Source organism: Acidobacteriota bacterium, from assembly GCA_016700075.1.
GTDB lineage: Bacteria > Acidobacteriota > Blastocatellia > Pyrinomonadales > Pyrinomonadaceae > OLB17.
In genome coordinates this window covers 2,306,536-2,331,682 of record CP065000.1, presented here as the reverse complement: position 1 = coordinate 2,331,682, position 25,147 = coordinate 2,306,536, and the positions used below count along the sequence as shown (strand labels likewise).

The following is a 25,147-nucleotide window of genomic DNA, read 5'->3' as shown; positions in this document are numbered from 1 at the left end:
GCGAACCAGAATATGTATTTGAATCCGGGCAGGTCACCGCCTGCAAACAATATCATGGTGTCGCTCTCCGTTTCTCCGCGTCACCGTCTCCCCGCGTCTGCAAACTTCTCATCCACTCATCCCAATCCACCAGCGCTCGTTCGACCTGGACCATGTGCCTTTCGCGTTTGCGTTTGTGGATCTTCCGCAATTCGACCGGCAACGGTTCCAGCAAGCCGAATGTGATGTTCACGGGCTGGAAGTTCTTTGTTTCGACATTCGAGACATAGCGACACAGGGCGCCGATCGCTGATGTCTGCGGTGCGGTGATGAGCGGTTCGCCGCGAAGCGTGCGGACGGCGTTGATGCCGGCGAGCCAGCCCGTCGCGACGGATTCGACGTAGCCTTCGACTCCCGTGATCTGGCCGGCGAAAAACAGGTTCGGTTCGGCTTTTGTCGCGAGCGTTTCGTTCAATATCTGCGGGCTGTTGATGAACGTGTTGCGATGTATCTGGCCAAACTGCAGAAACTCGGCGTTCTCCAAACCCGGGATCATTCTCAATAATCGTTCCTGTTCGCCGTAGCGAAGATGATTCTGGAAACCGACCATGCCGTAAGCGTCCGCCATCAGGTTTTCTTGGCGGAGTTGGACGCACGCGTACGGCTCTTTGCCGGTTTTCGGATGACGCAAACCCTTCGGCTTCATCGGGCCGAACCGCAAGGTCTCGGGCCCGCGGCGTGCGATCTCCTCGATCGGCAGACAGCTCTCGAACCAATGCGTTTCCTCGAAACGCTTGAGCGGGACGGACTTTGCCTCGAGAAGTTCTGCGATGAAACGCTCATACTGCTCACGGTCCATCGGACAATTTATGTAATCGGCACCGCCTTTGTCATACCTCGCAGCTTTCCAGGCGATGGACATATCGATGCTCTCCGCCGCAATTATCGGCGCGATCGCATCGTAAAAATACAACTGATCGTCGCCGGTGAATTTCATTATCTCCAACGTCAACGCGTCGGACGTGAGCGGCCCTGTTGCGATGATCGTCGGACCGCAGGCAGCCTGCCTGCTTCCGTCACCATCGTTCTGCAGGCTGGCAGCCTGCGCCCCGACGTATAAACTCGTAACTTCCTCACGGATGACGTCGATATTCGGATGTGCCTCGATGCGTTCGGTGATCAGCTCAGCAAACTTGACGCGATCGACGGACAGTGCCGCACCCGCCGGAACGCGTGTCGCTGCGGCGGCTTCCATCACGAGCGAACCGCCGCGGCGGAGTTCCTCTTTTAATAGATAAGGCGCTGTGCCGGGCTCGTCGGTCTTTAGCGAATTAGAACACACGATCTCCGCGAGCCTGTCCGTCCGATGCGCGGGCGTCTGCATCACGGGCCGCATCTCATAAAGCCGCACCTGCGCACCCAACTTCGCCGCCTGCCAAGCCGCCTCAACACCCGCAAGCCCACCGCCAATTACGTTAATCATTTCCCTTCTTTACAATTTTTAGACCTACGGCCGCGACCTGAATTGCGACGAACGCAATCCATGATCCGAGACCAAAATACATCAATGGCAAGAACCACGTGTCAACCTTAGCTATGGCATCTTGGCTGAACGAAAACCTCAGCTGAGCGAATAGCTCCCAGATTCTAATGCTCGAATAAATGATCAAGACTGCGGCAACACCCTGGGAGAGCCAGAAGAAGAGCCTTTCAAACAGTATGATGATCGTCAACAGTCCGGAGCATGCACAAACAACTACGAAGTGGCTTGCCATATATGGGAATCTGCTGTGAAGAATTTGAAAGGACATATGTTCGGTACTCCCTAATTCGTAGCCCGCGTACGCTCCTGCAAGGAGAGCCGTCACTACCGTTAGTAGGATCAGGATCACCTGTCGAATTCGTCGTAGAACATTCATTTTCATTACTGATAGTCGGTTACGCCGATCACCAGAAAATTACCGATTCGATCAATACGAGTCGAAACTATTTGATTCATCCGACAGTAACGTCATCAGCCTCGGATTGATGAACAGTTTTTCCTTGAGTTCTGCATTTTCGACGAGGACGCCGATGTCAACTAGTTGCTTTAAGTATACAGAGGCTGTTTGGCGTTTGGCGATGCCTTTATCTACTACATTTCCGATGCGGCAGTACGGGCGTTCAAAGATGAGACTGATCAACTCATTGCTATATACTCTCGGCAGTTTAGCCTTGACGTATTCGGCGGTGACATCGGCTAGTTCACGTATGGCAGCGATCTTGTTTGTGGTCCATCGCGCCGTGTCCGCTATGCCTTCTAGCATGAACTCGATCCAATTTTCCCACGCTCCGTCCTGCGTGACCGATAGCAGCAGGCGGTTGTAATCGGCCCTGCGGTCGAGGATGTATCGGCTGAGATACAGAACCGGAATGCTCAGCAACTGTTGTTCGATCAGAAAAAGGCTGTTGATGACTCGCCCGGTTCGCCCATTGCCGTCGGTGAATGGGTGTATCGCCTCAAACTGATAATGGGCGACCGCAAGCCGTATCAGCGGGTCGATCTCGGTCTCATTGTGGAGAAATCGCTCCCAGTTTGCGAGCAATTCACGCAAGACATCCTCACCGACCGGCGGCGTGTATACAATGTCGCCCGTCGCCTGATTGCCTAACGCAGTCCCAGGAACGCGGCGAACACGCATCTCGACGCCTTTTATCCGCGAGCATATTTCCTCTGCCGTTCGCGTACTCAGCCGATATTTCGACAGTGCATCGAAGCCTTGAAATAGCGCGGTGCTGTATCGCAACGCCTCTTTGGTCGCAGGGTCGGCGTTTCTTTCGCTGTTCAGATACTCAAACAATTTGTCGGTTGTTGTGACGATGTTCTCGATCTCTGAACTCGCCTTTGCCTCCAAAAGCGGCAATGTGTTGATCAGCATCGACGGATCGGGGATCAATTCCGCAGCCTGTTTGAGTTCGGCAAGGGCAGCTCGTGCCTCGATGCACTTCCGAAGGACTCTCTTTGTCTCGATATCTGCCTTTGGTGGAAGTTTTGGCAGCTCTTGATAAGGCTTTGTCGGATCCCATTTCGGCATATGTTTACGTCATCGACACATTACTGCAATATGTCGACGTTTCGCGTTTTTATCGACACATTGACAGCATATGTCGATGGCATCGACATGTCAAGAATATATGTCGATATTTTCGCATTTTATCGACATATCCGCGAGATGTGTCGATAGCGTGTACATATCGTTATCTGAACGAAAAATGCCGCAAAGCACTGAAATTACAGCACCTTGCGGCAATCTAGGTTAGCTTTCGGCGAATTCTCAGCCTGTAAACGCCGTAGCGGAGCGTTTGGCGGAATAGAACCGCGCCATCGCGAGGCAGTTCTCGAAAACGCGAGAGGTCGCCGTTCCGGTGTCTTCCGAAGCGGCCTCGACGGTCGCGGACGTGCGGGCAGCCTTTACAAGCCAAACGCGTGCGGCGGCTCGGTTCAGATCATACGTTGGCTCCCAATCGTCATCGCCGGGAGCAATCCCCGCGGCATCTTCTTTTGACGCCGAGCCGAGCAGGTCTTCGAGTTCGTCTTCGGTAAGCGTGGGCTCGACGTCCCACGCGGTCAGCAGTTTCAGTTCGTCAAGTTTCGTCATTGTCAGCTCTTGCTTGCGATCAGACACGCCAACGCCGAGGGCCGCACGACCTTTGCACCGTAAACGTGCAGGCCTTTGACCGCGTCGCCGAAACGTTTCTCGGGCTTGTACGTCTGCACGTCGAGGATCTGCTCGACATAGGCTGTCGCCATCGAGTGGCCGGCGAGTATCTTGTACTTCGCACCGGAGATGGCGGGCACATTATTCGATTTCAGAATGGAGAAACCTGCCGCCTCGCCGACCTCGCCGTTCCGCAGACGCCGGTCGCCCGACGCACCTGTGCGGATAAAACGCTCGTCCTTGAGCAGCAGCCCGTGAAACCACGCCGGCACTACGACGAAACGCCCTTCGATCGGCACGTTCGCCTCGTCCAGTTTGACGCCGAGATCGACGAGGTATTCGTAGGCGTCGTCCTTTGTCGGGACAATTGGCGTGGCGTTAGATCCGATCTTGTTTCCCGGTAGGACGGCCTGTTCCATCAGCCCCGCCAGAAATCGGTCCGCCACATCGCGCAGAGCCCACGCCGAACGCCCCATCGCCTCGTCCAGCACGTTGACGTTCTGCTGTGCGCGGTCGATGCTGTCCACATAAAAATTAAAGTAACGCTGCTGATCGATCGTGAGCGTCTGCTCGTCGTCGGTCAGCACCTCGGGGTCGTCGATGTCCTCGTCCTTGGTGTATTCGCCGATAGAAACATCGCCCACGGAGGCGATCTTTACGGTGTTGCCCGCGGAGCGTATCTCGCCCTCGTAGTCGCGGTTCGCGACCAGACGCTGGCCGTAGACCAGCGATGCCGAAAGTGCGGTCAGCAGCCGCGAAGCCCATACTGTCGGTATAAAACTCAATGCCATAATTCTCGTTTTCTCCTTATCTTTCCTATGCGCTCAAACAGGCGCGCACCTCGTCCCAATCAAGTTCGGCGATCTCCTGCGGAGTCATCGCGGCAAGCTGTTCGCGGCTGAGCATCGTGGAATTTCGTCCCGAACCGCCGCCAATGTCGCCGCCCGGCGTTGCAAACTGCTCGGGATATTGCCCACGCAGTTTCGCGACGTACGCGGCCGCGTCCTTTGCCGCGTTTTCCAGATCGTCATCGCCGATCACTTTCAACAGCAGCTCCGGCGAACGCGCTCCCGCCGCCGTCAGTTCTCCCGTTACCTGCCGGTGAACCTCGGCTCGGCGCATCGCCAATTTGAGCTCCTCATTTTCCGCACGCAGCTTTTCAAGTTCGTTCTCTGCGGACGGCGTTTCGTCCGTGTTTTGGTCTTTCATATTTCCTCCTCATTTTTTCTATCAGACTCAGCGGCACCGTAACCGGCCTCGGCCAGAAGCCGCGTTTGCGGTATGCCGAGCTGACGTTTCAACAATAGATTTCCGAGCCTTTCCTTTTCGGACGGCGGCGCGGCGTCTTCCCACAGTGTCCGCAAATGCGCATGGCGGCCCGTCTTTATACGCAGTGCGAACGACATCACATCGGCCCAAACTTCGCCGAACGCCGCCTGCCGGTCACGCACCTTTGCGAGGAATCGCGATTCGGCACGCCGCAGCGATTCGCCGCTCGGGAAACCCGACGCATTCTGCACGAAATAATGCAGCGGCGTCCCTGTGACCGTCGCCATATCGACGCGGAAGCTGTCCTTTACTTTCAGGAATTGGTCGAGCCTGGCGGCCTCAAAATCGCCGAATTTCGCGTCCGGATTTTCCGAGATCCACAGATGTTCGACGCCCGCACGAAACGGCGCGACCGGTTTGCCGTCCTGGTCCAGATCGAGTTCTATCCCTGCGGCCCAACGCTGGCGATACGCCGCAAATTCCATCGCGACGAGCATGTCGAGCACGGATTTGTTGAGCCCGTCCTGCACGGGGATCGCGGCATCGAGCTCCGAACGGCCCGAACTGCCGATGTCCGCGTTATTTGCAAAATGAAAGACCGGCACGACGCCAAAAGGATTCTTCACCACGGCGTCGCGTGTGAATTTTTCGCCGCCGTTTTCCCCGCAAGAGTATTTTTCGATGCGATCGGCATAGTAAAGATTCAGCCGCTCGCCGCCCGTCTCGACCCGCCAGCGTTTTGCCGCGAGCGTGACGACGCCGGGCGTTTCGTCGTCGTAAAAGACGGCCATGTTCGCCGCACGGTTCGGATGTATAACGGCCTCACCGCGGGCATTCGGCCAGACGACGACGTATGCATCGCCGCAGCGAAGCGCTTCTTTATGTGCTTCGCCCGCTCGCGTCTCCATACGGTTGCGCCGCCAGATCGCGTTGACGCTGCGGACCGCCGTGCCCGCATTTTCGACCTCGGAACTAAAGCCCGTGATCCGCAGTTTGTCGCGAACCGCGTCACAGACGATGGGGCACAGATTGAGTGCGAATTCGCGAAACAGCGAGCCGAAGGTGTTCTGAAATTTCTCTGTCGCAAATGCCAGATCGTGCCGGCCTTCGTAATAGCGTTCCGCTTTCGCGTATCTCGCGGCACCGCTGCGAATGCGTGTTATTGCTTTTTCGATGTCGTTATTTTTCATAAGTTTAGTCAAAGGCAACGAGGCCCTTTTTCCTGCCTTTTCGGATCATTCGCCAAGCCATGCTGACGGCATCGACCTGATCGTCGTGCCGGCCGTGCGGGAAGGAACAAACCTCGTCGATGAACTCCTCATTCCAGCCGCCGCGAACCAGCACGACCTTGCCTTCCTCTGCCAATGCCGCCCAGCCGAGCGAACGCGTCAGTTTGTCCGCGTCAACATCGACACCGCACAGCGACCGTCCGGCGGAACGCCTGTCGCTGCGAAGGTCCTGCAGCAAAGCCTTGCCGTGGAGAGAGCTTTCGATCGAGTGAAGGACGTGCGGTTCAGCCTCAAGCCTGCTCAGCACGTAACGCCGCTGTGCGGGATATTCGATCTGCCCGCGAAAGCCGTCCGCTATGTACAGCTCGCCCGTGCGTTCGTCGAGTCCGCACAGAAAACTCGCCGTGTAGTCGGCAGACGTTTTTGTCGAGACCGCAAGGTCATATCCGCGGACCCAGCGAAGATGCTTCGGCGGGCTATCGACAAAACGCGTGAACCAATGTCGTTTGAAGATGCCGCCTTCGCGGGGCGTCGGATTTTGCTGATAGAGCGATTCGAATGAATGACTGCCCTGCTGCGCGCGTATGCGTTCGAGATCGGAAACGCTGAAACGCCCGGGCCACAGAGCCTCGCCGGGCTTGCGCCGCATCGGATCGTTCTCTTCCGCGATCGCGGGCAAACGGACGACGTCCCATTTCTCGCCGCCCTCTGCCATGCGTTTGAGCAGACGGCCTGCGAGGTCGTCCTCATGCCAGCGTGTCTGGATCAGAATGATCGTGCCTTTCGGTTCGAGCCGAGTGTAAATATCGTCATTGAACCAATCCCAGACGTTCTCGCGATAGACGGGGCTTTCGGCCAGAGCACGGCTTTTCACCGGGTCGTCGATAACTATCAGCGACGCACCGAATCCTGTAACGCCCGCCCCGACACCTACGGCACGGACGCCGCCGCCCTCGCGCGTTTCCCATTCGTCTGCCGCACGGCTGTCCCTCGCCAGGCCGATTCGCTCGGCGGCAATGCGGCGGATATTTCGCGAAAAACGGTTCGCGAGCCTTTGGTTGTAGCAGCCCAGTATCACTTTCAATGTCCTCTCGCGCTCAATGCGCCACGCCGTGTATCGAATGGTCACCGTTTCGCTCTTGCCGTGACGCGGCGGCATAAAGATCATCAACCGCCGGCAACGGCCGGAAGTTACGCGTTTCAGATGGCGGTAAAGAAACCTTTGGTGCCGGCGATGCCATTTCCAGTTCGACGTTTCCGCCAGCCACGCCGGAAACTCGTCCGACGGTCTTTGTTTTGTCACGGAACGTCATTTGCGTCGGTGCAGATAGATCTGCAGCAGTACATCGACGTTTTGCCGATTACGAAAAAAAGAATAGGCAGCACGACGACCGAAACTACGGTCAGCGTCAGCCGGTCCGTCGCTGCCGCAAGCAAACCCGTCGCCGTGCTGAACCAAGCGAGAATGATGTTCTTTACGTCCTGCATTTTTCCTCCCTGATGCGTCCCAAAAGCGTCTGCCGGTAGATGTATGCCAGTACCAGAACGCCTGCGATCACCGCCGCGACGATCCAAACCTCGCGCGGAATTTCCAGGAGAGCCGACGCGGCCGCCCACGCCGCCTGCCACGCCGTTCCGCCGACCGTCGCCCATAAAGACTTCACGGAATCCGCACGCGTGCGAACCTCTTCTGCTGCTTGGTGAATGCCGTCGAAAATGCCGGCTTCTGTTTCGGATATCGGTGTGTCTGCGGTTTCGGCGATGTGCGGCGTGGCCGCGTGAATTTTCGGCAGGCTACGTTCTGTCAGCCGATACCCGTGAACCCGAAGCGGCAGGCGAAGCGCCCAATTGCCGCGCTCGATCTCGCCGAGGAAGAAACGCGTGCGGTAATTCGTCGCCGCGAGCCGCGGGACGTTCGTCAGCCACAGATGGCGTTTGCGGACGTAGTCTGTGATCCACAGCCGCTCGCTGCTGCGTTTGGTCCGCACGCGTGCGGCGATGCGTTCCCACGAACCGTGATTCAGCGAATCGTAAATGACCGCGAGCGACAGCGGTTCGCGAAAACCGTAACGCCGGCAGACCTCAATGGCGGGTGAAAGATATAGATCGAACGCCGCCTCGATCTGAACACGCTGCATCTCGGGCGTGCGGCCTGCGGCACGAAGAGCGTTCTTGAAAGCAGCGTCCGCGGCAAGCATTCTGATCGCGGCAACGGACGTTTTTCTGAGCAGCGGCAGCGATGCACGCAGCTTTGTTCTGCCCGCGTCGGCACCGGTCGCGAGATATCGTTCGACGACCTTTGCCAGCGAGCCCGAACGGTGCGTGAACTGGCTGATGCCGTATGAAACGCCGGCTCCGTCGCCCAGCACCACACACGCCGTGAAGTTGCCGATCGGCCGCGACGTCTCAAAGATATTCACGATCGCCAGCGCCTTTGCGAGGTCCTCGGAAGTGAAATTTGTAAATTTTTCGTTTGATAAAAACATTTGGTTGTTGTATATTAGAGAACGTTCGGACGATAATGGGCGAAGCCGATTCAATGAGATTTAATTCGCCGCTTACATATCGCCCGAACAATTGCGAGGTTAGAACAAAAGGACGGAAATTGATATGCTGAAATTCGCAGAATGCAGTATTATGAAAGTCTTTACATCATTTTCTCGTTTCTGCATATTTTGCGTATCCCATCCGCAGACCGACATTTCACGACCGCTTTTCGCGGCCATGGATCCTACTGAACACACACGAAACGCACATGAACACTACACAACGATTATTGGATTTGTCGCCGCGTACGAAGCTCCGCCTGTCTGAGATCGAGCGGCTCATACGCGTTCACCGCATCATCGTCCCGCCGCCTTCGCGTCGAGCTCTATTGGCGATGTGCGAGGACGGCACGTTCGAAACGGCACCTCGCCGATCGGACGGCGAGGCCTGGCTGGTTTATGAGGATTCTTTTCTGGATTGGGTGAAGGGGCTCGACGGGTAATAGCTCCCGCAGTTCATCCGTGAAATGCGGATGTATTTTTTATTTCGGTTTATCGAACGTTACGACAGTGCCCTTACCAACGACTCGGCCGCCCTCTTTTAGTTCAAAAGCGGTCCCTTTTTCGAGAGCCGCCGGAGAGTTGAGTTCTATCTCGACCTCGACGGCTTTGGCACCCGGTTCGACGGAATCGACACCGGACGGCAGCGTCACGATGCCGGCGTACATACCTAGACGGATGAAGACCTGCGGACGATAGCCCGTAAAAAAAGGTGTGCGTCGGCCGCCGGCAAGCGGAGCGACCATGTCCAGCGTGGCCTTGAATCTTGAGACGGCGGTTATGCTTCCCGGCTTTGCAATGACCTGGCCGCGGCTTAGGTCGTCTTTTTCAACGCCTTTGAGTACGATGCCGACCGCGTCACCTTTGGCGGCCTCGGTCTGCATCTCGCGGATCGGCGGTTTGATGATGCGCACGACGGAGGTCGCTTTTGTCGGCTTGATCCCGACAAGCTCCACCTCATCACCGACCTTTACTTTACCGCGCTCTATGGTTCCTCTGATCATTATCCCGGCACCTGAGACCGGGAACATATCCTCGATCTCCATAAAGAACGGCTCGGGTTTTGTTTCAACTTTTTGTCCAAAAACCAACGTCGAACACACGAGGATCATTGCCAATAAAGAAAGCATTTTCATATGAGGGGTCTCCGATTTTCTACTGTAAGTCGAAGCTGAGATTCATGCTACTCGAAATGCGATGCCCAGGCAATCGATATTTCAGGCACCTCATTTTGCAAGACGCGCATCACACGGGCGTTCTAGAGAGGAAAGAGAGGTAACACCATGAAAGCTATAGTAATGAGTCTCGCGATACTGTTTACAGCGGCGTCCGGATTTGGACAGATCGGCGGCGACATTCCGAATCCCGCGATCGATATGGAAGGTTATTTGAAGCTCGCCGGAGAGGCGGCAAAGCACCGCTCGACGCGGCGTTTGACCGAAGAAGAATTCATCCGAATGAGCCGCGAGCCGGGAACCGTGATACTGGATGCCCGCAGCACTGAAAAATACAACGAGATGCATGTGAAAGGTGCGGTGAACCTGAGCTTTCCGGACATTACGGTCGATAGCCTGGCGACGCTGTTCCCCGACAAGAACACGCGGATATTGATCTACTGCAACAACAATTTCGAAGGCGCGGAAGACCCTTTTCCAAAGAAAATGGCGACGGCATCGCTCAACATCTCGACCTATATTTCGCTTTACACCTACGGCTATCGCAACGTGTACGAGCTAGGGCCGCTCGTTGATATCGGCGCAACAAAGCTCGAGATGGTCGCGTCGGCCGACACGCGAGACTGAACACCCGCAACGAGCGTGACCAAGGCCCCGAGGATCACCGAACCGGATGTTGGAAGCAAAGCGTGTAGCCGTCGGGATCGGTCAGTGCCAACTGCCGCATTCCGTAGGGCGCGTTCGTCGGCGGGGCGAGGTCGATCCCCTTTTGCCGGAGGTGGTCGAATATCTCATCTACGCTCTCGCAGCCGAAGAAGAGGGTGGTATCGGAGTGCCAAGCGGTCCGTGCTGCGGGCGGCTCGGCAGGAACTTTTCCGGGCTCGTACTGATCATTGAGCATCAGATCGCATCCATCCTTACGCAGCCATACCCAGCTTGCGTCATCGCCTCCGCCGGAATCGGCAACCACCGAAAAGCCGAGAAGATCTCGATAGAAGGCAAGCGACCGCCGCATATTGAAGATCTGTAAGAGCGGTGTCAGCGAAGAGATCTCGATATTCATTTTCTTACACACCCGGAAGATAGTCTCCGAGTAGATTCCGTTCCATGCCGTTTCCCCAACCACAACCATGGTCGGAAGTGTTTCGCTCGACATGAAGATCGCTAATGTGATGCGGCGGGAATGCGAGGAGCTTTAGCACCGAACCCGGACGGAGATGCTCGCTCGCCCAGCTTAGCGGCGAATCGCCATGGGCATCTCGGGCCTCCTTTTCGGCGCCGCTTTGAATGAGGAATTCGATGGCCTCAGCGTCGGCGTAAGCGGCCGCCCGGTGAAGCGGCGTTTCGCCTTTTGTGCGGACGTCGCGCATGAATGCCCCGGTCGCTTTCCCGGGAATCGTCCGCGCATTGACGTCCGCGCCATTTTCGACGAGCAACTTGACCACGTAAAAGTAATACGGCCGGCCCGCTTTCGAGAGAGCGCTATGCAAGGGTGTTTCGCCAGTTTCCGGTTCGGACCAATTCACGTCCGCACCGTTAGCGATAAGGAAGTCCGCGACCTTCCAATGGCCGAAGAACGCGGCGTTACCAAGTTCCCGCCCGAGGTCAATGCCGGAAAGGTCGCCACCGGCATTCATTACCGCTTTCAGGGCCGTTACGTCGTTATAATAAATAAACCATTGGAGCGGGCTCACTTCGGCCGAATGAAGCGATTCGTTCCATCCTGACGTTGCGAGAAGATCGAAAACAAGGTCCGTCCGCCCGCGGGCGATCCTATCGAGTATCTCGCTTTGATCCATTAACCGCGTCCTCCTGATTGAATTGCATCATGAGATACGCCTCCGGACCCTATATTGTTGCGCAGAAAAGCCCGCGGAGGGCGATCCGGACACCGCCGCTCCGCGAGGCCTCAAGGTTATCGGCCGTTAGCTCTTGAGCGTCGCGTCGAGCGTGATCTCGGCACCGGCAAGCACGCGCGAGACCGGGCATTTTTCTTTTGCGTTCTTCGCGACCTCTTGAAACTCCTCGTCCGAAATATTCGGCACGACAGCCTCGGTGATCAGGTCAATTCGCGGGATGGAGAATCCGGCCTCTTCCTTCTCAACGTGGACGATCGCTTTCGTCTCGATGCTCGTTGCCTCAAAACCGGCGCGACCGAGAAAACCCGAGAACGCCATCGTGAAACACCCGGCGTGGGCCGCGGCAATAAGTTCCTCAGGGTTCGTCATCGACGTGTCATCGCCAAACCGCGCGTTGAACGAATACGGCCCCTCAAACGCACCGCTCTCAAGCTTTACGCTCCCCTTGCCCTCGGTAATGCTACCGCTCCATTTTGCTTCTGCTGTTCTTCTTATAGTCATAGGTTTTGTTGTATCAAAATATTCGAAAAAATTCTTCTTCAGCAATTCATCGTTCCAATTTTATGACCGCATTTCCTAGCCCCGTTACATAGACCGGCCCGTTGTTTGGTGAAAGGATCATACCTGTTATTGCTCCGGGGGCTGGATCCCATACGTCGGACGTAAAGAGTTCTAGCCAAGGCTTTCCCTCTCGCATTAATACTTCGATCTCCATTAAAGTCGATTCGCTTTTGGGCGTCGATACACGAAATACTGAAGTTGCCTGTTTGGTTGCGATATCGATGGACACGATTTCGTTTTGCAGCGGAAGAGCCATCCACAGCCTGCCATTCCCATCTAGCTCAATGTTGTCAATTGGCCGACCGTCGGCGTAAAATGTCGTTTTGTCGGACACCTTGCCCGCTGGTACGTCGAGACGATAGCGAAGTATCCTACCAGCGAACATTTCGGCTAGATATAGATACCCGTCCTTTTCGTCGAGCGCCAATCCATTCGCGAATAAGAAACCGTCCTCAAGTCGAATCGGTTCCAACCTTACGCCGACATCTTTTGGGGCCAGGTAAAAGAGCGCTCCATCCGGTGTGGGGACCGCGACCGAACGCCAGAGGTTTTGCGACCCCTTATCGATGGCGTTCCTCGTTGATTGAGTGAACCAGACCCCGCCGTTCGAGTCCTGTCGAGCGGCGTTCACCCCGTACATGTGCTGGTAGATCTTTTCCGTCGCTTCTGTCTCGGCATCGACACGGTATATTCCACCTTTGTAAACGTCGCTGACGAGAATGTATTTGCCTGTTGGGTCGAGCGAAACACCGTTGGCGCCGCCCTCGTCATCAGGCGGATCATTTGAATACCCAGCTTCTTTCATTTTGCCGAACGGCGTGGTGCTCCCGTCCTGCGAAACGAGCCTTAGCCCATCACTTTGATCAGCTACGATCAGCCGCCCATCTGCTAGTGCAATCCCGTCTTCAGGTCGCTTAAGACTACGGTTAGCGGGGAAGATCATATCGGGCGAAAACGTCCAGGTCGGAGTTTCAGCTACCGACTCCCTGTTGTTTCGCGGACCATGGTTCGCAGTGATCGTATCGTCGACATTACCCGCCGTACACCCAGTCAACACCAACGCTGTCATGACCATCAACGCCCTGGTCTGTTCTCTAAACATAGAATTCAAGCCTCCATTTGATCCAAGATATTGACCAAAACTATCGATTAGTTTGGAAATTCTTTTTCAGTCGCTGCCAAACTTCGAAGTATTCGTGTTGGAGGTAGGAAGTTTCCATTGCGAATTTGGTCGGGCGGATGATGTAGCGCGATTCGAACATGAATGCGAGCGTTCCGGAGAGCTTCTGCGGCTTCAAATCGGCGTTGGAGGCCTTTTCAAAGGCATCGAGGTCGGGGCCGTGGGCGGACATCTGGTTGTGGAGCGAGCCGCCGCCGGGGACGAAGCCTTCTTCCTTGGCATCGTATTGGCCGTAGATCAGTCCCATGTATTCTGACATATAGTTCCGGTGATACCACGGCGGACGGAACGTATCCTCGCCGACCAGCCATCTGTCGGGAAAGATCACGAAATCGCAATTCGCCACGCCCGGCTCACCACTTGGCGACGTTAGAACAGTAAAGATGCTCGGATCCGGATGATCGAACGATATCGAGCCGATCGTGTTGAAGCGGCGGAGATCATATTTATACGGAGCGTAGTTGCCGTGCCACGCGACGACATCGAGCGGCGAATGGTCGATACCGCAACGCCACAGATTGCCGCCGAATTTTGCTACCTGTTCAAACTCACCGTCAACGTCCTCGTACCAAGCGACCGGCGTCTCAAAATCACGCGAATTCGCCAGTCCGTTCGCACCGATCGGGCCGAGGTCGGGCAGTTTGAAATGCGCTCCGTAATTCTCGCAAATATAGCCGCGGGCATTTCCGCCGACCTCAACACGAAACCTCACGCCCCGCGGTATGCAGCAGACCTCGCCGGGCGACACAACGATCACGCCGAGTTCGGTGTAGATCGTAAGCGATCCCATTTCGGGTACGAACAGCATCTCGCCGTCGGCGTTGTAAAAATAGCGGCCGTCCATGCCTTTGTTGCAGGCATAGATGTGGATGCCGATGCCTGTTTGCGACATCGCGTCGCCGTTGAGAGCAATGGTCGTGATGCCGTCGATGAGATCGGTCGGTTCCGTCGGCAGCGGAAGCGGGTCCCAACGCAGTTGATTCGGCGTGACCTCGTCCAGATCAGGTTTGCTCAGCCAGCGGCCGTTGTCGATGCGCTCGAAAGGCTTGTGCATCACACTCGGGCGAATGCGGTATGTCCACGTGCGCTTATTACCCGAACGCGGCACCGTGAACGCCGTGCCCGAAAGTTGTTCGGCGTAAAGCCCCAGCGGGGCTTTCTGCGGCGAATTTCGCCCGATCGGCAACGCTCCCTCGACCGCCTCTGTAGCAAACTCATTTCCGAAACCTGTTTGATATTTTGTATCCATGATCCACCAAACGTCTAAATCCTAAGTTCTCTTTTCTTTGCTCGGCCAAACTGCGAAAGCGAAGAACGCCGTGCCGATCACGCTAAGCAATGTCGGTATACCCCAAAGGCCCACGAATCCGCCGGCCCGCACGCTGTATTGCTCGCCTCTGCCGATGTAAATATCCATTTGGTCGCCCTCGGCGTAACTGAAAAGCAGATTATCGACAGTTGCCGAACGCCTGCCTGAATCGACCTGATATCTGACATCGCAGGAATAGAAACCAAAACGAGCATTCGGCGAACTGTCCGACCGGCAGCTTTTGACCTCGGCAGAATATCTGTCGTAGGTCGCGATCGTCCGGACCGACCCGACAGCCTGCCATGCCGCGAAAGCAAAGAAAAGCAGCCCCAGGCTGAGGATCATACCGCGAAACAGCACGTCCAGAGGGTGCATCTTCGACAGCCTGTCAGAAACAAATTTCATACAAGATTGTTCAGTTGCCCGCTTCCTTGCGCATCCTGCAAATATCTATTCCCGGCCCGAAACCGTCGGGCGTGTGTTCGATCATCACAAAACCGAGCCGCTCGTAAAATCCGCTCGTATGCTGCGATGTGTTCGTAACGATGGGTTTCGCACCAAACATTTCCTGCGAGCGAGCCAGACGATACTCAGTCAGCAGCTTTCCCAAACCTGTTCCGAGACGGCTGCTATGGACCATTCCCCAACACAGTGAAACGGTATCGTCAGCGTTCAACGCAATGCCGCCCGCACCGACGACCTCGCCGTTAAGCTCGATGACATAATAATTTTCAACACTGTCCGCCAAAAATTCCCGCAGTTCGGATTCTTCCGATTCGACAAAATACTTCGGAATGTTCGACCGGAAGATCGCAATGACGGCCTCGAGGTCACCGGCCGAATATGGCCTGATCATAGATTGCCGCGCCGCCGCTGCTCTTCTTCGATCGAGACGAACAGCGCTTTGAAGTTGCCTTTGCCGAAGCCTTTGCAGCCTTTGCGTTGGAGAATTTCGTAGAACACCGTCGGGCGGTCTTCGACCGGCTTGGTGAATATCTGCAATAGGTAGCCTTCGTCGTCGCGGTCGACGAGGATGCCGAGCTTTTTCAGGCTTTCTATGTCTTCGTCGATCGGGCCGACTCTGTCGAGCAGGTCGTCATAATACGTGTCGGGTATCGTCAGGAACTCGACGCCGTTCTGCTGCAGCTTTTCGACGGTCGCGAGTACATCGCGGCACAACAGAGCGACGTGCTGAGCACCGGCCGATCGGTAAAAATCGATGTATTCCTGGATCTGCGATTTGCCGCCTTTACCCTCCGCAGGCTCGTTGATCGGGAACTTGATGTTGTGCTGTCCGTCCGACATCACGATCGACATCAACGCCGAATACTCTGTCGAGATGTCCTTGTCGTCGAACGTGATATAGCGGAAAAACCCGAGCACGTCGCGATAAAAATCGCACCAATAGTTCATCTTGCCGAGCTCAACGTTGCCGACGATGTGATCGACCAACATCAGCCCGACGCTTTCGCCTTCGACGGCTTGCGCGACAAATCCGGGCAGGAACGGGCCGTTGTACTGATTGTCAGAACCACCTGCGGTAGCGGGTGGTTGAACGCTGCCGTTTCCATTTCCATCTTTACTCACGTTCGGGCTACCGACGCCGTACGAGATAAACGAATGTATCGTATCGCCGTAGGTCGCGATCGCCGCCTTGCGGACCGAGCCGTTTTCGTCCTGCCAATCGTGCGGCTCGATGACCGGCGTCGCACCCCGGCGAACAGCCTCATTGAACGCATGATCCGCATCTTCGACGTAGAACGCGATGTCCTTCACGCCATCGCCATGCAGCTTGACGTGATCGGCCGCCGGATGTTCCGGCCCCATCGCCGCCGTCAGGACAAAATTCACATTGCCCTGCCGCATCACATAACTCGTCGATTCGCGATTGCCCGTCTCGAGCCCGGAATACGCATGCCGCGAGAACCCGAACGCCTTGCGATAATAAAACTCCGCCTGCTTGGCGTTGCCGACGTAAAACTCAACGTGATGTATCTTTTTTAATCCTAACGGGTTCTTGTTATCCATATAGTTAAATCTGCAAACTACTCAAAATCACCTGTCAAACCATGCCTGCTAAATACCCCAAATTTTGGCTTCTGTCATATAGAACTTTTTTTCCAAGGAGTCGAAACCGATCTCGCCATTGCATCCGCCTTCTAAACCCCGACCTAAGCTCAACACCTTCTTAGAAAAGACTCCGCCTTTTTCTGAGTATGTAAACCAATAGTTGTTGTATGCGAAAAATAATTTGCCGTCCTTATCTGAGATTGGAAAGATCTTGATGAATGGAATTCCGCGTTTTCGGTCTTCTTTTGAGAGCTTCCTGAATTCTCGGATCATCTCCGAGTCATTCAGATAACGGACTGTGATCTCACCCATCCGCTGTGGCAAATTTTTGGTTATGTAAAAGTCATACTCTACGATCACGTTTCGCAAGTCTTTTTGTGTAAATGTTGCATATGACGCAAGCTCCTTTTCCAGACACATCTGAAGACCGCGGGCGTAAAGAGAGTCGTTGGCGCCTTGGGATACGACAGGAACTGTAAATAAAAAAATTAATATCCAAGCTTTCATCGCGTCTACGTAACTGAGTTGAAAAGCATTATCGCCGGGACAGGAGCGGTGAAGAACTATGTGCCGACAATTTTCTATAACAAATTAAATAATCTCATCCGTGCCGGGCCGCGTGCCATTTCTTCCATTTAGATGGAATCGGTGTGCCTCCGTTGGCTTCCCGGATCGACAACATTTCGTAGTATCGCTCCTGCAAACTGACAAGTTGAGCGATCTTGGCTTCTGGTGAGAGAGACCTTAAATAAGAGCGCGATATGTTTTTGCGTCTTGTTAGTTCTGTAACTTCCTTTCCGCTACTCATTCATAAACCTCCACTTCTCATTTTTCCATTTTACCAGCAACTGGTGTCGCTCCAGAATATCCGTCAGTTTTTCGGTGTCCAGAATATCTGAGTCTACAAACGCTGCTATTTTTTGATAGTCCTTAGCCCGCCCGGCGAAAAGCCACATTGCTATAAGATACTCCTTATCGATCACAAACACGTCAAGACTATCGATAGACAGGACAATGGCATTTTCAATTGCCTCGGACCACAATCTACTTTGGCTAGCTTCGACAAATTGGACCAACCAACCGTGGATATTTACAAACTCATGATCGAACGAAAACCCGCGCGCCCGGGCGAACTCATAGATCGAGTCTAATGAAAGTACCAGTGACGACTGTTTTTCTTTGAAGAGAAAGAAAATATCGAGATCTATCGTCGATATAGGTTCATTGTGCAGGATCGCCGCAAACGCTCCGCCGATAGCATACTTATCGACTATCCCAGCCTGCCTCATTTCATTCAAGACCGACAAGACTTCGCCTATTTTTGTTGAGGGTATCGGGTTCTCCATCAAATTTTATTTCTGAAAACTCTCAATATACTTCCGCGTCACCTCTTTCAGCTCGGCATACGACGGAATCACGTACAGCACGGGCTGCATGTCGCTGTAGGTGTATTCGTGGTTGATGACCTGTTCGAGGTTGAACGGGCGGCGTTCGACGTGGGTTGAGAATGCGTGTTCGAGTTCGCCAAAGCTTGAGAGCAGTCCGGCGCCATATGCCTTGATGTCGCCTTCGTGCTCGACCAGGCCGAATTCGACCGTGAACCAATACAGCCGCCCGAGCTCCTCGATCTGCTTGTCGGTTGCGATGCGTGCGCCGAGGCCGATGAACTGCGAGAAATCGGCGAACGCCGGGTTTGTGAACATCGGAATATGGCCGATGGCCTCGTGAACGATGTCGGGTTCGGGCGTGTAGGCGGGCTGCGAGTGATGGCGGATGTACTGCGTACAGAGCATCACGCGGTACGACAGCCACGACAGAAACGCACGCGTTTCGACGAGCCCTTCGATCGGCGCAAGCCGAAAACCGGTCAGTTCACGCAGGCGGCGGTTCATCTCGGTCAGCTGCGGAATGCGTTCATTCGAAATACCGAGGTCGCGTTTAGCACGCAGGTAGAACGGCGATGCGTGCTTTTCGTGCAGCTCTTCCAGTTCCTCGGCGACATAACGCCATACGCGCTGTTCACGCGGGTTGTAATCGACGTCGGTGATCTCGCCCGTCTCGCGAAAGTTTTTCGCCAGCGACGCAATATGGTCGCGGCGTTCGCGGTATGCGAGGTCATTCGCGCCCGGATGATCGAGTTTGAGTTCGTTGATGTTTTCGAACTTCATGTCCCGAAATTCGGGCAGGTCGGCGTCCGATACCTGAAAATTCTCGATGGCAAAATCGGAGGTGGCGGTGGCGGTTTCTGTCAGCATAGCGTTTCAAAGTTTCAAAGATACGATGCCGGGAGATACTACTTGCGTTTGAACTTATTAGTTTAACGCAATTGCTAACGCCGCTGAATGGGATTAGTAAATTTCGAAACGCAAATCGCCTAACAATATATGTTTATTTGCACTTTTTGATTTATTTTCTAAACTAGACGTGAAATGATCGACGATATCGACCGAAAGATAATCGTAGAGCTGCAGACGGACGCACGCACGAGCTACGCCGAACTCGGACGCCGCGTCGGCCTGACGACGCCCGCCGTCATCGAACGCGTCCGCAAGCTGGAGGACGCCGGCATCATCATGGGCTATCGTGCGCAGATCGACACGACAAAGGTCGGGCTGCCGATCACTGCATTCGTCAGAATGAGCATTACGGGCGTCGATTACAGCCACATTATCGATGTCGCGCAAGGATCGAATGAAGTGCTCGAATGCCACCGCGGCACCGGCGGCGATTCGTTCATAATGAAGGTCGCCGTCGCCTCGGTCGAACACCTGCAGGAGGTCATCGACCGCCTCACACCCTACGGCATCACGACGACAACGATCGTCCTGTCGTCACCGGTACGGAAAAGGATAATTGAGGTTTGAAATTTTGATCGATCTTTGACAACAAAACTCACGCGGCCTTTCTGAGTTCGTGCTCGGCACAGTCGATCCTAAGTTCGACATCCATAAGCCGCTGCTTGAGTAGCTTACAATAATGCCCGTCCTCTGAACTGTAATAATGGCAGGACAGGCACATTCTTTGGATCGTAATGACCCCGGTTTGATTCAGCCGGCTGATTATTCCGAATAGACTCAAAAGTAAGTTTTCTTTTTCGACCGACGATAATTTCTCGATCGGTGCCTGTATTTGCTCGGCGAAAAAAGATGTCTTTTTTGCTATATCTTCGCCTTTCGCGGTCAGATGAATGGTATAGCTTCGTGCATCATTAGGTTCGAGATGCTTTTCGATCAGCTGTTTCTGCTCGAGCGACCTGACGCAATCGCTCATGGTCGCCTTTGTTACATTAAATTCGTCGGCCAGGTAGCTCACCTTTCGTTTTTCATCCGAATGATGCAGCAAAAAGATCAACACCTGTACCTGTATCGGGCTGAGCGAATGCTCCTTGCTTTCGTTCCATAGCAATACCCGAAATGCCTGCGAGATCCTTTCCAGAGATGCAACTATCTTGCTTTCAACACTATCGCTCTGATGTTTCGGGTCGAATGCCGAGCTGTTCATTTCTGTTCGCGTCCCAATTGCTCGACCTTTGCGAGCCATTTATTTCGAAACGAATCAGTTGATAATCGTATAGGTCCGATCGTAGTAGCTTTCACCGGTTTTATGCCGCAGAAATTCAACGTTAATCGTTTCATAGCCCAATAGCTCGGCTGTCGATTTACGAGCCAATAGAACCAAACCGGTTGGTCGAGTGTCGAAATTATCCTCGCGGACTTGCCTTTGAGCAGTGCATCCCACAAAAGTGAATTCTCGCGTTTCTTGAACGCAAATCCCGGCAAAAACACGCGGTCAATAAAGCCTTTCAAAATAGCCGGTAGCGATCCCCACCAAACCGGATAGACCCAAACCAGATGATCGGCCCATTTTATTTTTTCCCAGGAGTCTATGAGGTCAGGTTCCAGCTCGGTTCTCATTCGGTAACCAAATCGCAGATTGGGGTCGAATCGCAGCTCGGCTACTCTGATCTCTTTTACCACGGCTCCCGATGCGACGGCGCCTTTCGTGTAGGCCTCGGCAAGTGCGTAACAGTAGCTTTCTTTATCCGGATGGCCGTTGATCACCAGGATCTTTTTCATATCGTCAAATGTTTGCCAAGCCGGATACTTTTACATTCTCAGATAGATCAGCTAATCGCAATTCTCCATCTCGTAGATGAAATACCCTTTCTCCTCGATGGCTTTCACCCATTGCGGCTGCACCTCATCAACGTGACAAAAACTGCATTCGTTTGAGGTCAATGTCTGCGAATCCTCGCCCTTTTCTTTCAAGTAGTCGCGGCCGTAACCGTAGATCACCGCAGCATCTTTAATCTCGGCCGGAGCGATGATGTCAAAATGCATCGTTCTTCCGTCCCCGCGTTTTACGAAAGTGTCCCAAACCGCTACTTGCATAATATCTATTATCCGTAATTGAAAGGCAACCCTGCCGAAAAACTGTTTGGAGCCTTTCGACAGGGCTGATGATCATCCTTTAAGGTCTGCCATTGAAGCACCAAAATTGATGTGAAGCACGTTGCCGTTTGGGGTAATCAATGCCGGCACGGATTTGACGCCGGCCTTTTCCGCCTCTTCAAATCTCGACATATCATTACCAAAATGAACGACTTCCACATTATCGGCTCCTATAAGGCTGATAACGTCCTGCTCCGCACTAACGCAAACCGGACAACCGGCGTGATAAAAAACTGATTTGCTCATTTTTCACATCTCCTTAGCTAAATTTGACATAGTTGTCGATCTTATATTAGTTAGGAATCCTTACTATGTCAAATAACACTCATGATCTTCGGTCGGATCAGGGCCACCTGCCGCCTCACACCCTAAGGCATAACTACAACAACGATAGTGCTCCCCCCGCCTGACACAAAACCCGTTCAGCCTAATGAATAGCCTAGGCAACGGCGAAGATAAAACAAGCCGTTTTTGCCTGCGAAGTCAATACTACTTTAATCGTTCCAGGCGGCCCTTTCGTTTGACGATGTTCTTGTAGTCCCACTGGATCTCTTTGGACTTCTTTAACCAGCGTTTCAGGTCTTTAGGGTTGATCTGGTCGGCGGAGGTGTAGGTGACGGAGGCGTCTTTAAACTTACCGGTTCGCGGTTTGAGCTCTTCTTCGTCAAAATCGGCACCGCTCCAGAACATCAGCCTGATGCCGGCCTTCAACTTGCTGTAACCGACGATCGGATTGCCGTCGAGAAACCAAACCGGATGGCGGTGCCAGATCTTGTTCTCGGCCTTTGGCAATCCGCGCGAGATAGCTTCGGCAAGCGCGTTGCAGACCTCACGTTCCTCCGGTGTTTGGACGTCGTTATATGCCTGAATATCTTTGTTCATTCCCTCGTCTGCAAGCATCAGGAACTCGGCGGGTCGTCCCCTTCGTTAACAGGATTCTTGTCGATGCGATGATTTTCGAACATCTCGATCGCGGCTTTCAACAGGCCAATGACGCCGATACCCACGACGATCGTTCCGAGCGACAATTCTTTCAGGATCGGACTGTGAGAAACGTAAATACCAAAAAAGCCGATGAAAACGAACAGGAACGCCATTGCTGCGATCAGTATGAGAGCGATCTTTCCCTTTGTTGGGCTCTGCCAGATCCGACGCGAAAACTCGTTCTGCGTAGTGGTCGTGTCCTGGAGCGTCGAGAGACTGATCCCTAACCCACCGAATACCAGCACGTTGTTCAGATTTGCCCAAACGGTGTCAAACCCGACAATATACGGCTTGAATGCATAAAAAACCGCCACGGCAAACAGCGGATATTGCAAATAGCTGATCTTGTGAAACAGGGCACGAGTGTCTATCATCTCTTCCGCTTTTCGGTCATTTTGCCGTCAAATTCCTCGTCGTTCGCCTCGGCTTCTTCTTTTGTCTTACGTATGATCTGGTCTTTGTGATGCGGCGGTGAATAGATCGTGTAGATCTTCAGGTCTTCAGTCGCGGACGTGTTGATCACATTGTGCCGTGCACCCGCGGGAATGACGACCGCATCGCCATCTTTAACAGTGTACTTATTGTCATCGACCATTACACGCCCGGTGCCGCCTTCGAAACGCAGGAACTGGTCGTTCTCCGCATGCACTTCAGAGCCGATCTCTTCCTTCGGCTTGATGCTCATTAGTACCAATTGGCTATATGCGGACGTATAAAGAACCTTTCGAAAATTCTTATTCTTTAGTGTTTCTTTCTCAATGTTTGATTTATAGCCTTTCATGATCTCTCGATGTCGCCAACTATGATTTGATACAGCTTCCCGGCATCAGCTTCTGACGACATTGCCAGACCGATCCGCTCAGCGTTCGTTCCATGATCAAGATTATCATAAAGATCTAGCAACTTTTGTTCGAAATCTAGCTCCGTGAGTTTGCTGATCGCCAGCCCCGCGGGACCGGCGCCTTTTTCGTGAACGATCCTCGCCCAGAACGGTTGATCGAGAGCGTGCGGCACGACGAGGCTCGGGCAGCCGTATTTCAAAGCCATGTGAGTCGAACCCGAACCGCCGTGATGAACGACCGCGTAAATGTGCGGATAGAGCCAATCATACGGCACATCGTTTACGAAGAGGACGTGCTCCGGCGCGTCATCGATCTCGCAAAGTCCACCCCAGGATGTATTGATGATCGCGGGAATATTGTTTCGTTTTAACACATTGACGATCGCTCGCGTTTTCTCAAGCGGCTTTGTATTCGTCATACTGCCAAAGCTGATAAAGACGATCTTGTCGTGCGCCTTTAGAAACTCGAGCAGCCGCTCATCCGGCTGCCAACCGACGGCCTTGTCACGTTCGAAATAGCCGACGACCCGCGCCGTCTCGGGCCAGTATGCCGGCCGATCAAATAGGCTTGGCGAGACGGTATAGATCGTCTTTTCGGTTTCGAGTAACGCCCGGTTGATCTCAGCAACGGTGAGTTTCTTAAAGCCAAGATCGGTTGTGAATTGTTTCGTGAATTTCTTTACCGCGAACGCTTTGAACCAGTTGATCAGCCGATAGCTGGCACGGTTGATCGATCTGCCAAAGTCCTTCCACATCGGTGCAAATTCATCGACGGCGTGAACTAGGCCCGGGATCGGTGCCAACTGTATCGCCTTGCCCGGATTCGCCATTCCCCAGACGATCGCTGTGTTGCATTTCGGGTGATAAATGATGCGGTCAGGAGCTTCGTCGAGCTGAATGCGATGCTGCACCTCGACCGATTCGGCCGCGAGCTTCATACCGCTGCGGGCAAGCGTCGCCCAGTTTCTTACACGGCTGAACGCGCCGCCCTCGCCGCCAAGTATCTCTTTTGCGTCGCTGCCCTCGATCAGCTTCAGGAACTCTTCGCTAAACCCGTGGAACCGAAACCCCATCGCCTCCGTCATCCCGCGAAACTGCTCAGGAAACAGGCAAACGACCTCCCAACCTCTCTCGCCAAGTATCTCGCCCACCGCCAAAAACGGCTCGACATCACCACGCGTTCCCATTGAGATGAGAAGGGCTTTCATTGGACGGACGGTGAATCCTCGTGCGAACTAATCGGTTCTATAACAAAATTGTCTTCCAACGTGAGAAGCCAGCCTTTTGGACCCTTCGCAAGTGGTTTCCAGTCAATGAAAACATCCGCATCTAGAAAAATCGAAATGATCTTCTCGTCTACAGTCATTGGCCGGAGTTGGGCAGATCGACGATCATCATAGTGAACCTTCAAAAGTATTTCTATATTCCTCAAATGTTCGTGTGGCTCACCTTCGCTCGACGCTATTGCTAGAGCCTTTTTGTCGGGCTTGAGGTCTACTGTCGGCGGTTCACCAAATATTCGATAAGGGGTCTCAAGTTGCACTATCCGCACTGCATCGCGCATTTCCATCGGTAGAATCGTATCGTATTCCGGAAAGCCCAACTTCGTTGCAACAAGTTCTCCATATTGCGTTACGCTGAAATATGGAACGCCAAATTTTCGAATATACGGCGGCGGGGCGTATTCGTCGGAATTGCTACCAGATTCAAGAAGATTAAAGGCGGGAAGAACAAACACGTAGTCTCCAGCTTTCCGAACGTTTGCCCATCCACCTGTTTCGCAGTGCGTAAAACCGCAACGGTCGCAAATGATGAGTTGCGTCCCATCGGCTTCCCAGTCAGTCAACTCGATTGCGTTTAGTAACACGACACCGTCGAATACCAGTTGAGAAACTTCCCTAAAGCCCTGTTCAGAACTTGTGAAATCGAGTTTTGTTCGACGGATTATCGGGTTCTGTATGCGCCACATACGAATCTTGTTTCAGATATTACGTGA

At 53.8% G+C, this 25,147-nt stretch carries 34 protein-coding genes; 3 read left to right on the top strand and 31 right to left on the bottom strand.

Going from position 1 to position 25,147, the window contains the following annotated elements; genetic code table 11:
* Positions 1 to 52 precede the first annotated feature (52 nt).
* The 10 genes from trmFO to IPM50_10550 form a co-directional block, all read right to left on the bottom strand.
* On the bottom strand, positions 53 to 1,462 hold the full coding sequence (gene trmFO / locus IPM50_10595; protein ID QQS32120.1) for a methylenetetrahydrofolate--tRNA-(uracil(54)-C(5))-methyltransferase (FADH(2)-oxidizing) TrmFO: 1,410 nt from the start codon (positions 1,460 to 1,462) through the stop codon (positions 53 to 55).
* Positions 1,455 to 1,790, bottom strand: coding sequence for a hypothetical protein (locus IPM50_10590; GenBank protein QQS32119.1), 336 nt, complete (start codon positions 1,788 to 1,790; stop codon positions 1,455 to 1,457). Before IPM50_10590 ends, trmFO begins: the two co-directional genes overlap by 8 nt.
* Before the next feature lie 159 nt (positions 1,791 to 1,949).
* Positions 1,950 to 3,053, bottom strand: coding sequence for a Fic family protein (locus IPM50_10585; protein ID QQS32118.1), 1,104 nt, complete (start codon positions 3,051 to 3,053; stop codon positions 1,950 to 1,952).
* A 240-nt stretch (positions 3,054 to 3,293) separates the two neighbouring features.
* Positions 3,294 to 3,617: a hypothetical protein gene (locus tag IPM50_10580; protein QQS32117.1), complete on the bottom strand. Its 324-nt coding sequence runs from the start codon at positions 3,615 to 3,617 to the stop codon at positions 3,294 to 3,296.
* A gap of 2 nt (positions 3,618 to 3,619) precedes the next feature.
* Positions 3,620 to 4,468: a P22 coat protein - protein 5 domain protein gene (locus IPM50_10575; protein QQS32116.1), complete on the bottom strand. Its 849-nt coding sequence runs from the start codon at positions 4,466 to 4,468 to the stop codon at positions 3,620 to 3,622.
* Between the two features lie 25 nt (positions 4,469 to 4,493).
* Positions 4,494 to 4,886 (bottom strand): hypothetical protein, encoded by a 393-nt coding sequence (locus tag IPM50_10570; protein ID QQS32115.1) that lies wholly within the window; start codon positions 4,884 to 4,886, stop codon positions 4,494 to 4,496.
* A complete protein-coding gene (locus tag IPM50_10565; protein QQS32114.1) occupies positions 4,883 to 6,136 on the bottom strand; it encodes a phage portal protein in 1,254 nt (417 codons plus the stop codon). Before IPM50_10565 ends, IPM50_10570 begins: the two co-directional genes overlap by 4 nt.
* A 4-nt stretch (positions 6,137 to 6,140) precedes the next feature.
* Positions 6,141 to 7,478 carry a phage terminase large subunit gene (gene terL, locus IPM50_10560; GenBank protein QQS32113.1) on the bottom strand — a complete coding sequence of 446 codons (1,338 nt, stop codon included), beginning with the start codon at positions 7,476 to 7,478 and terminating at the stop codon, positions 6,141 to 6,143.
* The gene (locus IPM50_10555; GenBank protein QQS32112.1) at positions 7,475 to 7,663 is read right to left on the bottom strand and encodes a hypothetical protein; all 189 of its coding nucleotides are present in this window, start codon (positions 7,661 to 7,663) and stop codon (positions 7,475 to 7,477) included. Before IPM50_10555 ends, terL begins: the two co-directional genes overlap by 4 nt.
* The gene (locus tag IPM50_10550; protein ID QQS32111.1) at positions 7,651 to 8,661 is read right to left on the bottom strand and encodes a chitosanase; all 1,011 of its coding nucleotides are present in this window, start codon (positions 8,659 to 8,661) and stop codon (positions 7,651 to 7,653) included. The genes IPM50_10555 and IPM50_10550 overlap by 13 nt, the downstream gene beginning before the upstream one ends.
* A gap of 269 nt (positions 8,662 to 8,930) precedes the next feature.
* On the opposite strand from IPM50_10550, the gene IPM50_10545 reads away from it, so the two are divergent.
* Positions 8,931 to 9,164, top strand: a complete 234-nt coding sequence (locus IPM50_10545; GenBank protein QQS32110.1) for a hypothetical protein — start codon at positions 8,931 to 8,933, stop codon at positions 9,162 to 9,164.
* A gap of 39 nt (positions 9,165 to 9,203) precedes the next feature.
* Here the strand turns inward: IPM50_10545 and IPM50_10540 are convergent, their stop codons facing one another.
* Positions 9,204 to 9,857 carry a hypothetical protein gene (locus IPM50_10540; GenBank protein QQS32109.1) on the bottom strand — a complete coding sequence of 218 codons (654 nt, stop codon included), beginning with the start codon at positions 9,855 to 9,857 and terminating at the stop codon, positions 9,204 to 9,206.
* A gap of 147 nt (positions 9,858 to 10,004) precedes the next feature.
* On the opposite strand from IPM50_10540, the gene IPM50_10535 reads away from it, so the two are divergent.
* Positions 10,005 to 10,523, top strand: coding sequence for a rhodanese-like domain-containing protein (locus tag IPM50_10535; protein QQS32108.1), 519 nt, complete (start codon positions 10,005 to 10,007; stop codon positions 10,521 to 10,523).
* A gap of 34 nt (positions 10,524 to 10,557) precedes the next feature.
* On the opposite strand, the gene IPM50_10530 is transcribed toward IPM50_10535, so the two are convergent.
* From IPM50_10530 to IPM50_10480, 11 genes are all read right to left on the bottom strand, one after another.
* Positions 10,558 to 10,959: a VOC family protein gene (locus IPM50_10530; GenBank protein ID QQS32107.1), complete on the bottom strand. Its 402-nt coding sequence runs from the start codon at positions 10,957 to 10,959 to the stop codon at positions 10,558 to 10,560.
* A gap of 4 nt (positions 10,960 to 10,963) precedes the next feature.
* Complete coding sequence (locus IPM50_10525) at positions 10,964 to 11,695, bottom strand: ankyrin repeat domain-containing protein (GenBank protein QQS32106.1); 732 nt, start codon at positions 11,693 to 11,695, stop codon at positions 10,964 to 10,966.
* 126 nt (positions 11,696 to 11,821) lie between these two features.
* The gene (locus tag IPM50_10520) at positions 11,822 to 12,256 is read right to left on the bottom strand and encodes an OsmC family protein (GenBank protein ID QQS32105.1); all 435 of its coding nucleotides are present in this window, start codon (positions 12,254 to 12,256) and stop codon (positions 11,822 to 11,824) included.
* Between the two features lie 46 nt (positions 12,257 to 12,302).
* Complete coding sequence (locus IPM50_10515; GenBank protein QQS32104.1) at positions 12,303 to 13,418, bottom strand: SMP-30/gluconolactonase/LRE family protein; 1,116 nt, start codon at positions 13,416 to 13,418, stop codon at positions 12,303 to 12,305.
* 40 nt (positions 13,419 to 13,458) lie between these two features.
* Complete coding sequence (locus IPM50_10510) at positions 13,459 to 14,745, bottom strand: homogentisate 1,2-dioxygenase (GenBank protein QQS32103.1); 1,287 nt, start codon at positions 14,743 to 14,745, stop codon at positions 13,459 to 13,461.
* A gap of 21 nt (positions 14,746 to 14,766) precedes the next feature.
* Complete coding sequence (locus IPM50_10505) at positions 14,767 to 15,210, bottom strand: hypothetical protein (GenBank protein ID QQS32102.1); 444 nt, start codon at positions 15,208 to 15,210, stop codon at positions 14,767 to 14,769.
* A gap of 10 nt (positions 15,211 to 15,220) precedes the next feature.
* Positions 15,221 to 15,661, bottom strand: a complete 441-nt coding sequence (locus IPM50_10500) for a GNAT family N-acetyltransferase (GenBank protein QQS32101.1) — start codon at positions 15,659 to 15,661, stop codon at positions 15,221 to 15,223.
* Positions 15,658 to 16,833: a 4-hydroxyphenylpyruvate dioxygenase gene (gene hppD / locus IPM50_10495; GenBank protein ID QQS32100.1), complete on the bottom strand. Its 1,176-nt coding sequence runs from the start codon at positions 16,831 to 16,833 to the stop codon at positions 15,658 to 15,660. Before hppD ends, IPM50_10500 begins: the two co-directional genes overlap by 4 nt.
* Before the next feature lie 48 nt (positions 16,834 to 16,881).
* A complete protein-coding gene (locus tag IPM50_10490; protein ID QQS32099.1) occupies positions 16,882 to 17,382 on the bottom strand; it encodes a hypothetical protein in 501 nt (166 codons plus the stop codon).
* 293 nt (positions 17,383 to 17,675) lie between these two features.
* On the bottom strand, positions 17,676 to 18,221 hold the full coding sequence (locus IPM50_10485) for a hypothetical protein (GenBank protein ID QQS32098.1): 546 nt from the start codon (positions 18,219 to 18,221) through the stop codon (positions 17,676 to 17,678).
* 6 nt (positions 18,222 to 18,227) lie between these two features.
* The gene (locus IPM50_10480; protein ID QQS32097.1) at positions 18,228 to 19,130 is read right to left on the bottom strand and encodes a phenylalanine 4-monooxygenase; all 903 of its coding nucleotides are present in this window, start codon (positions 19,128 to 19,130) and stop codon (positions 18,228 to 18,230) included.
* A 174-nt stretch (positions 19,131 to 19,304) separates the two neighbouring features.
* On the opposite strand from IPM50_10480, the gene IPM50_10475 reads away from it, so the two are divergent.
* Positions 19,305 to 19,739: an Lrp/AsnC family transcriptional regulator gene (locus tag IPM50_10475; protein QQS32096.1), complete on the top strand. Its 435-nt coding sequence runs from the start codon at positions 19,305 to 19,307 to the stop codon at positions 19,737 to 19,739.
* Between the two features lie 28 nt (positions 19,740 to 19,767).
* Here IPM50_10475 and IPM50_10470 read toward each other — a convergent pair whose 3' ends face one another.
* The 9 genes from IPM50_10470 to IPM50_10430 all read right to left on the bottom strand — a co-directional run bounded on the left by IPM50_10470 (position 19,768) and on the right by IPM50_10430 (position 25,120).
* Positions 19,768 to 20,376 (bottom strand): winged helix-turn-helix transcriptional regulator, encoded by a 609-nt coding sequence (locus tag IPM50_10470; GenBank protein QQS32095.1) that lies wholly within the window; start codon positions 20,374 to 20,376, stop codon positions 19,768 to 19,770.
* Complete coding sequence (locus tag IPM50_10465) at positions 20,373 to 20,951, bottom strand: NAD(P)H-dependent oxidoreductase (GenBank protein ID QQS32094.1); 579 nt, start codon at positions 20,949 to 20,951, stop codon at positions 20,373 to 20,375. Before IPM50_10465 ends, IPM50_10470 begins: the two co-directional genes overlap by 4 nt.
* A 51-nt stretch (positions 20,952 to 21,002) precedes the next feature.
* A complete protein-coding gene (locus IPM50_10460) occupies positions 21,003 to 21,266 on the bottom strand; it encodes a DUF2024 family protein (GenBank protein ID QQS32093.1) in 264 nt (87 codons plus the stop codon).
* 72 nt (positions 21,267 to 21,338) lie between these two features.
* Positions 21,339 to 21,572 carry a thioredoxin family protein gene (locus IPM50_10455; GenBank protein QQS32092.1) on the bottom strand — a complete coding sequence of 78 codons (234 nt, stop codon included), beginning with the start codon at positions 21,570 to 21,572 and terminating at the stop codon, positions 21,339 to 21,341.
* A 243-nt stretch (positions 21,573 to 21,815) separates the two neighbouring features.
* The gene (locus IPM50_10450; protein QQS34503.1) at positions 21,816 to 22,208 is read right to left on the bottom strand and encodes a DUF1801 domain-containing protein; all 393 of its coding nucleotides are present in this window, start codon (positions 22,206 to 22,208) and stop codon (positions 21,816 to 21,818) included.
* A 17-nt stretch (positions 22,209 to 22,225) separates the two neighbouring features.
* On the bottom strand, positions 22,226 to 22,684 hold the full coding sequence (locus tag IPM50_10445; GenBank protein QQS32091.1) for a hypothetical protein: 459 nt from the start codon (positions 22,682 to 22,684) through the stop codon (positions 22,226 to 22,228).
* Positions 22,681 to 23,091 (bottom strand): cupin domain-containing protein, encoded by a 411-nt coding sequence (locus IPM50_10440; protein ID QQS32090.1) that lies wholly within the window; start codon positions 23,089 to 23,091, stop codon positions 22,681 to 22,683. The genes IPM50_10445 and IPM50_10440 overlap by 4 nt, the downstream gene beginning before the upstream one ends.
* Entirely contained in the window at positions 23,088 to 24,359 is a 1,272-nt protein-coding gene (locus IPM50_10435; GenBank protein QQS32089.1) for a glycosyltransferase family 1 protein, read from the bottom strand. The genes IPM50_10440 and IPM50_10435 overlap by 4 nt, the downstream gene beginning before the upstream one ends.
* Positions 24,356 to 25,120, bottom strand: coding sequence for a hypothetical protein (locus IPM50_10430; protein QQS32088.1), 765 nt, complete (start codon positions 25,118 to 25,120; stop codon positions 24,356 to 24,358). Before IPM50_10430 ends, IPM50_10435 begins: the two co-directional genes overlap by 4 nt.
* Positions 25,121 to 25,147: the final 27 nt, after the last annotated feature.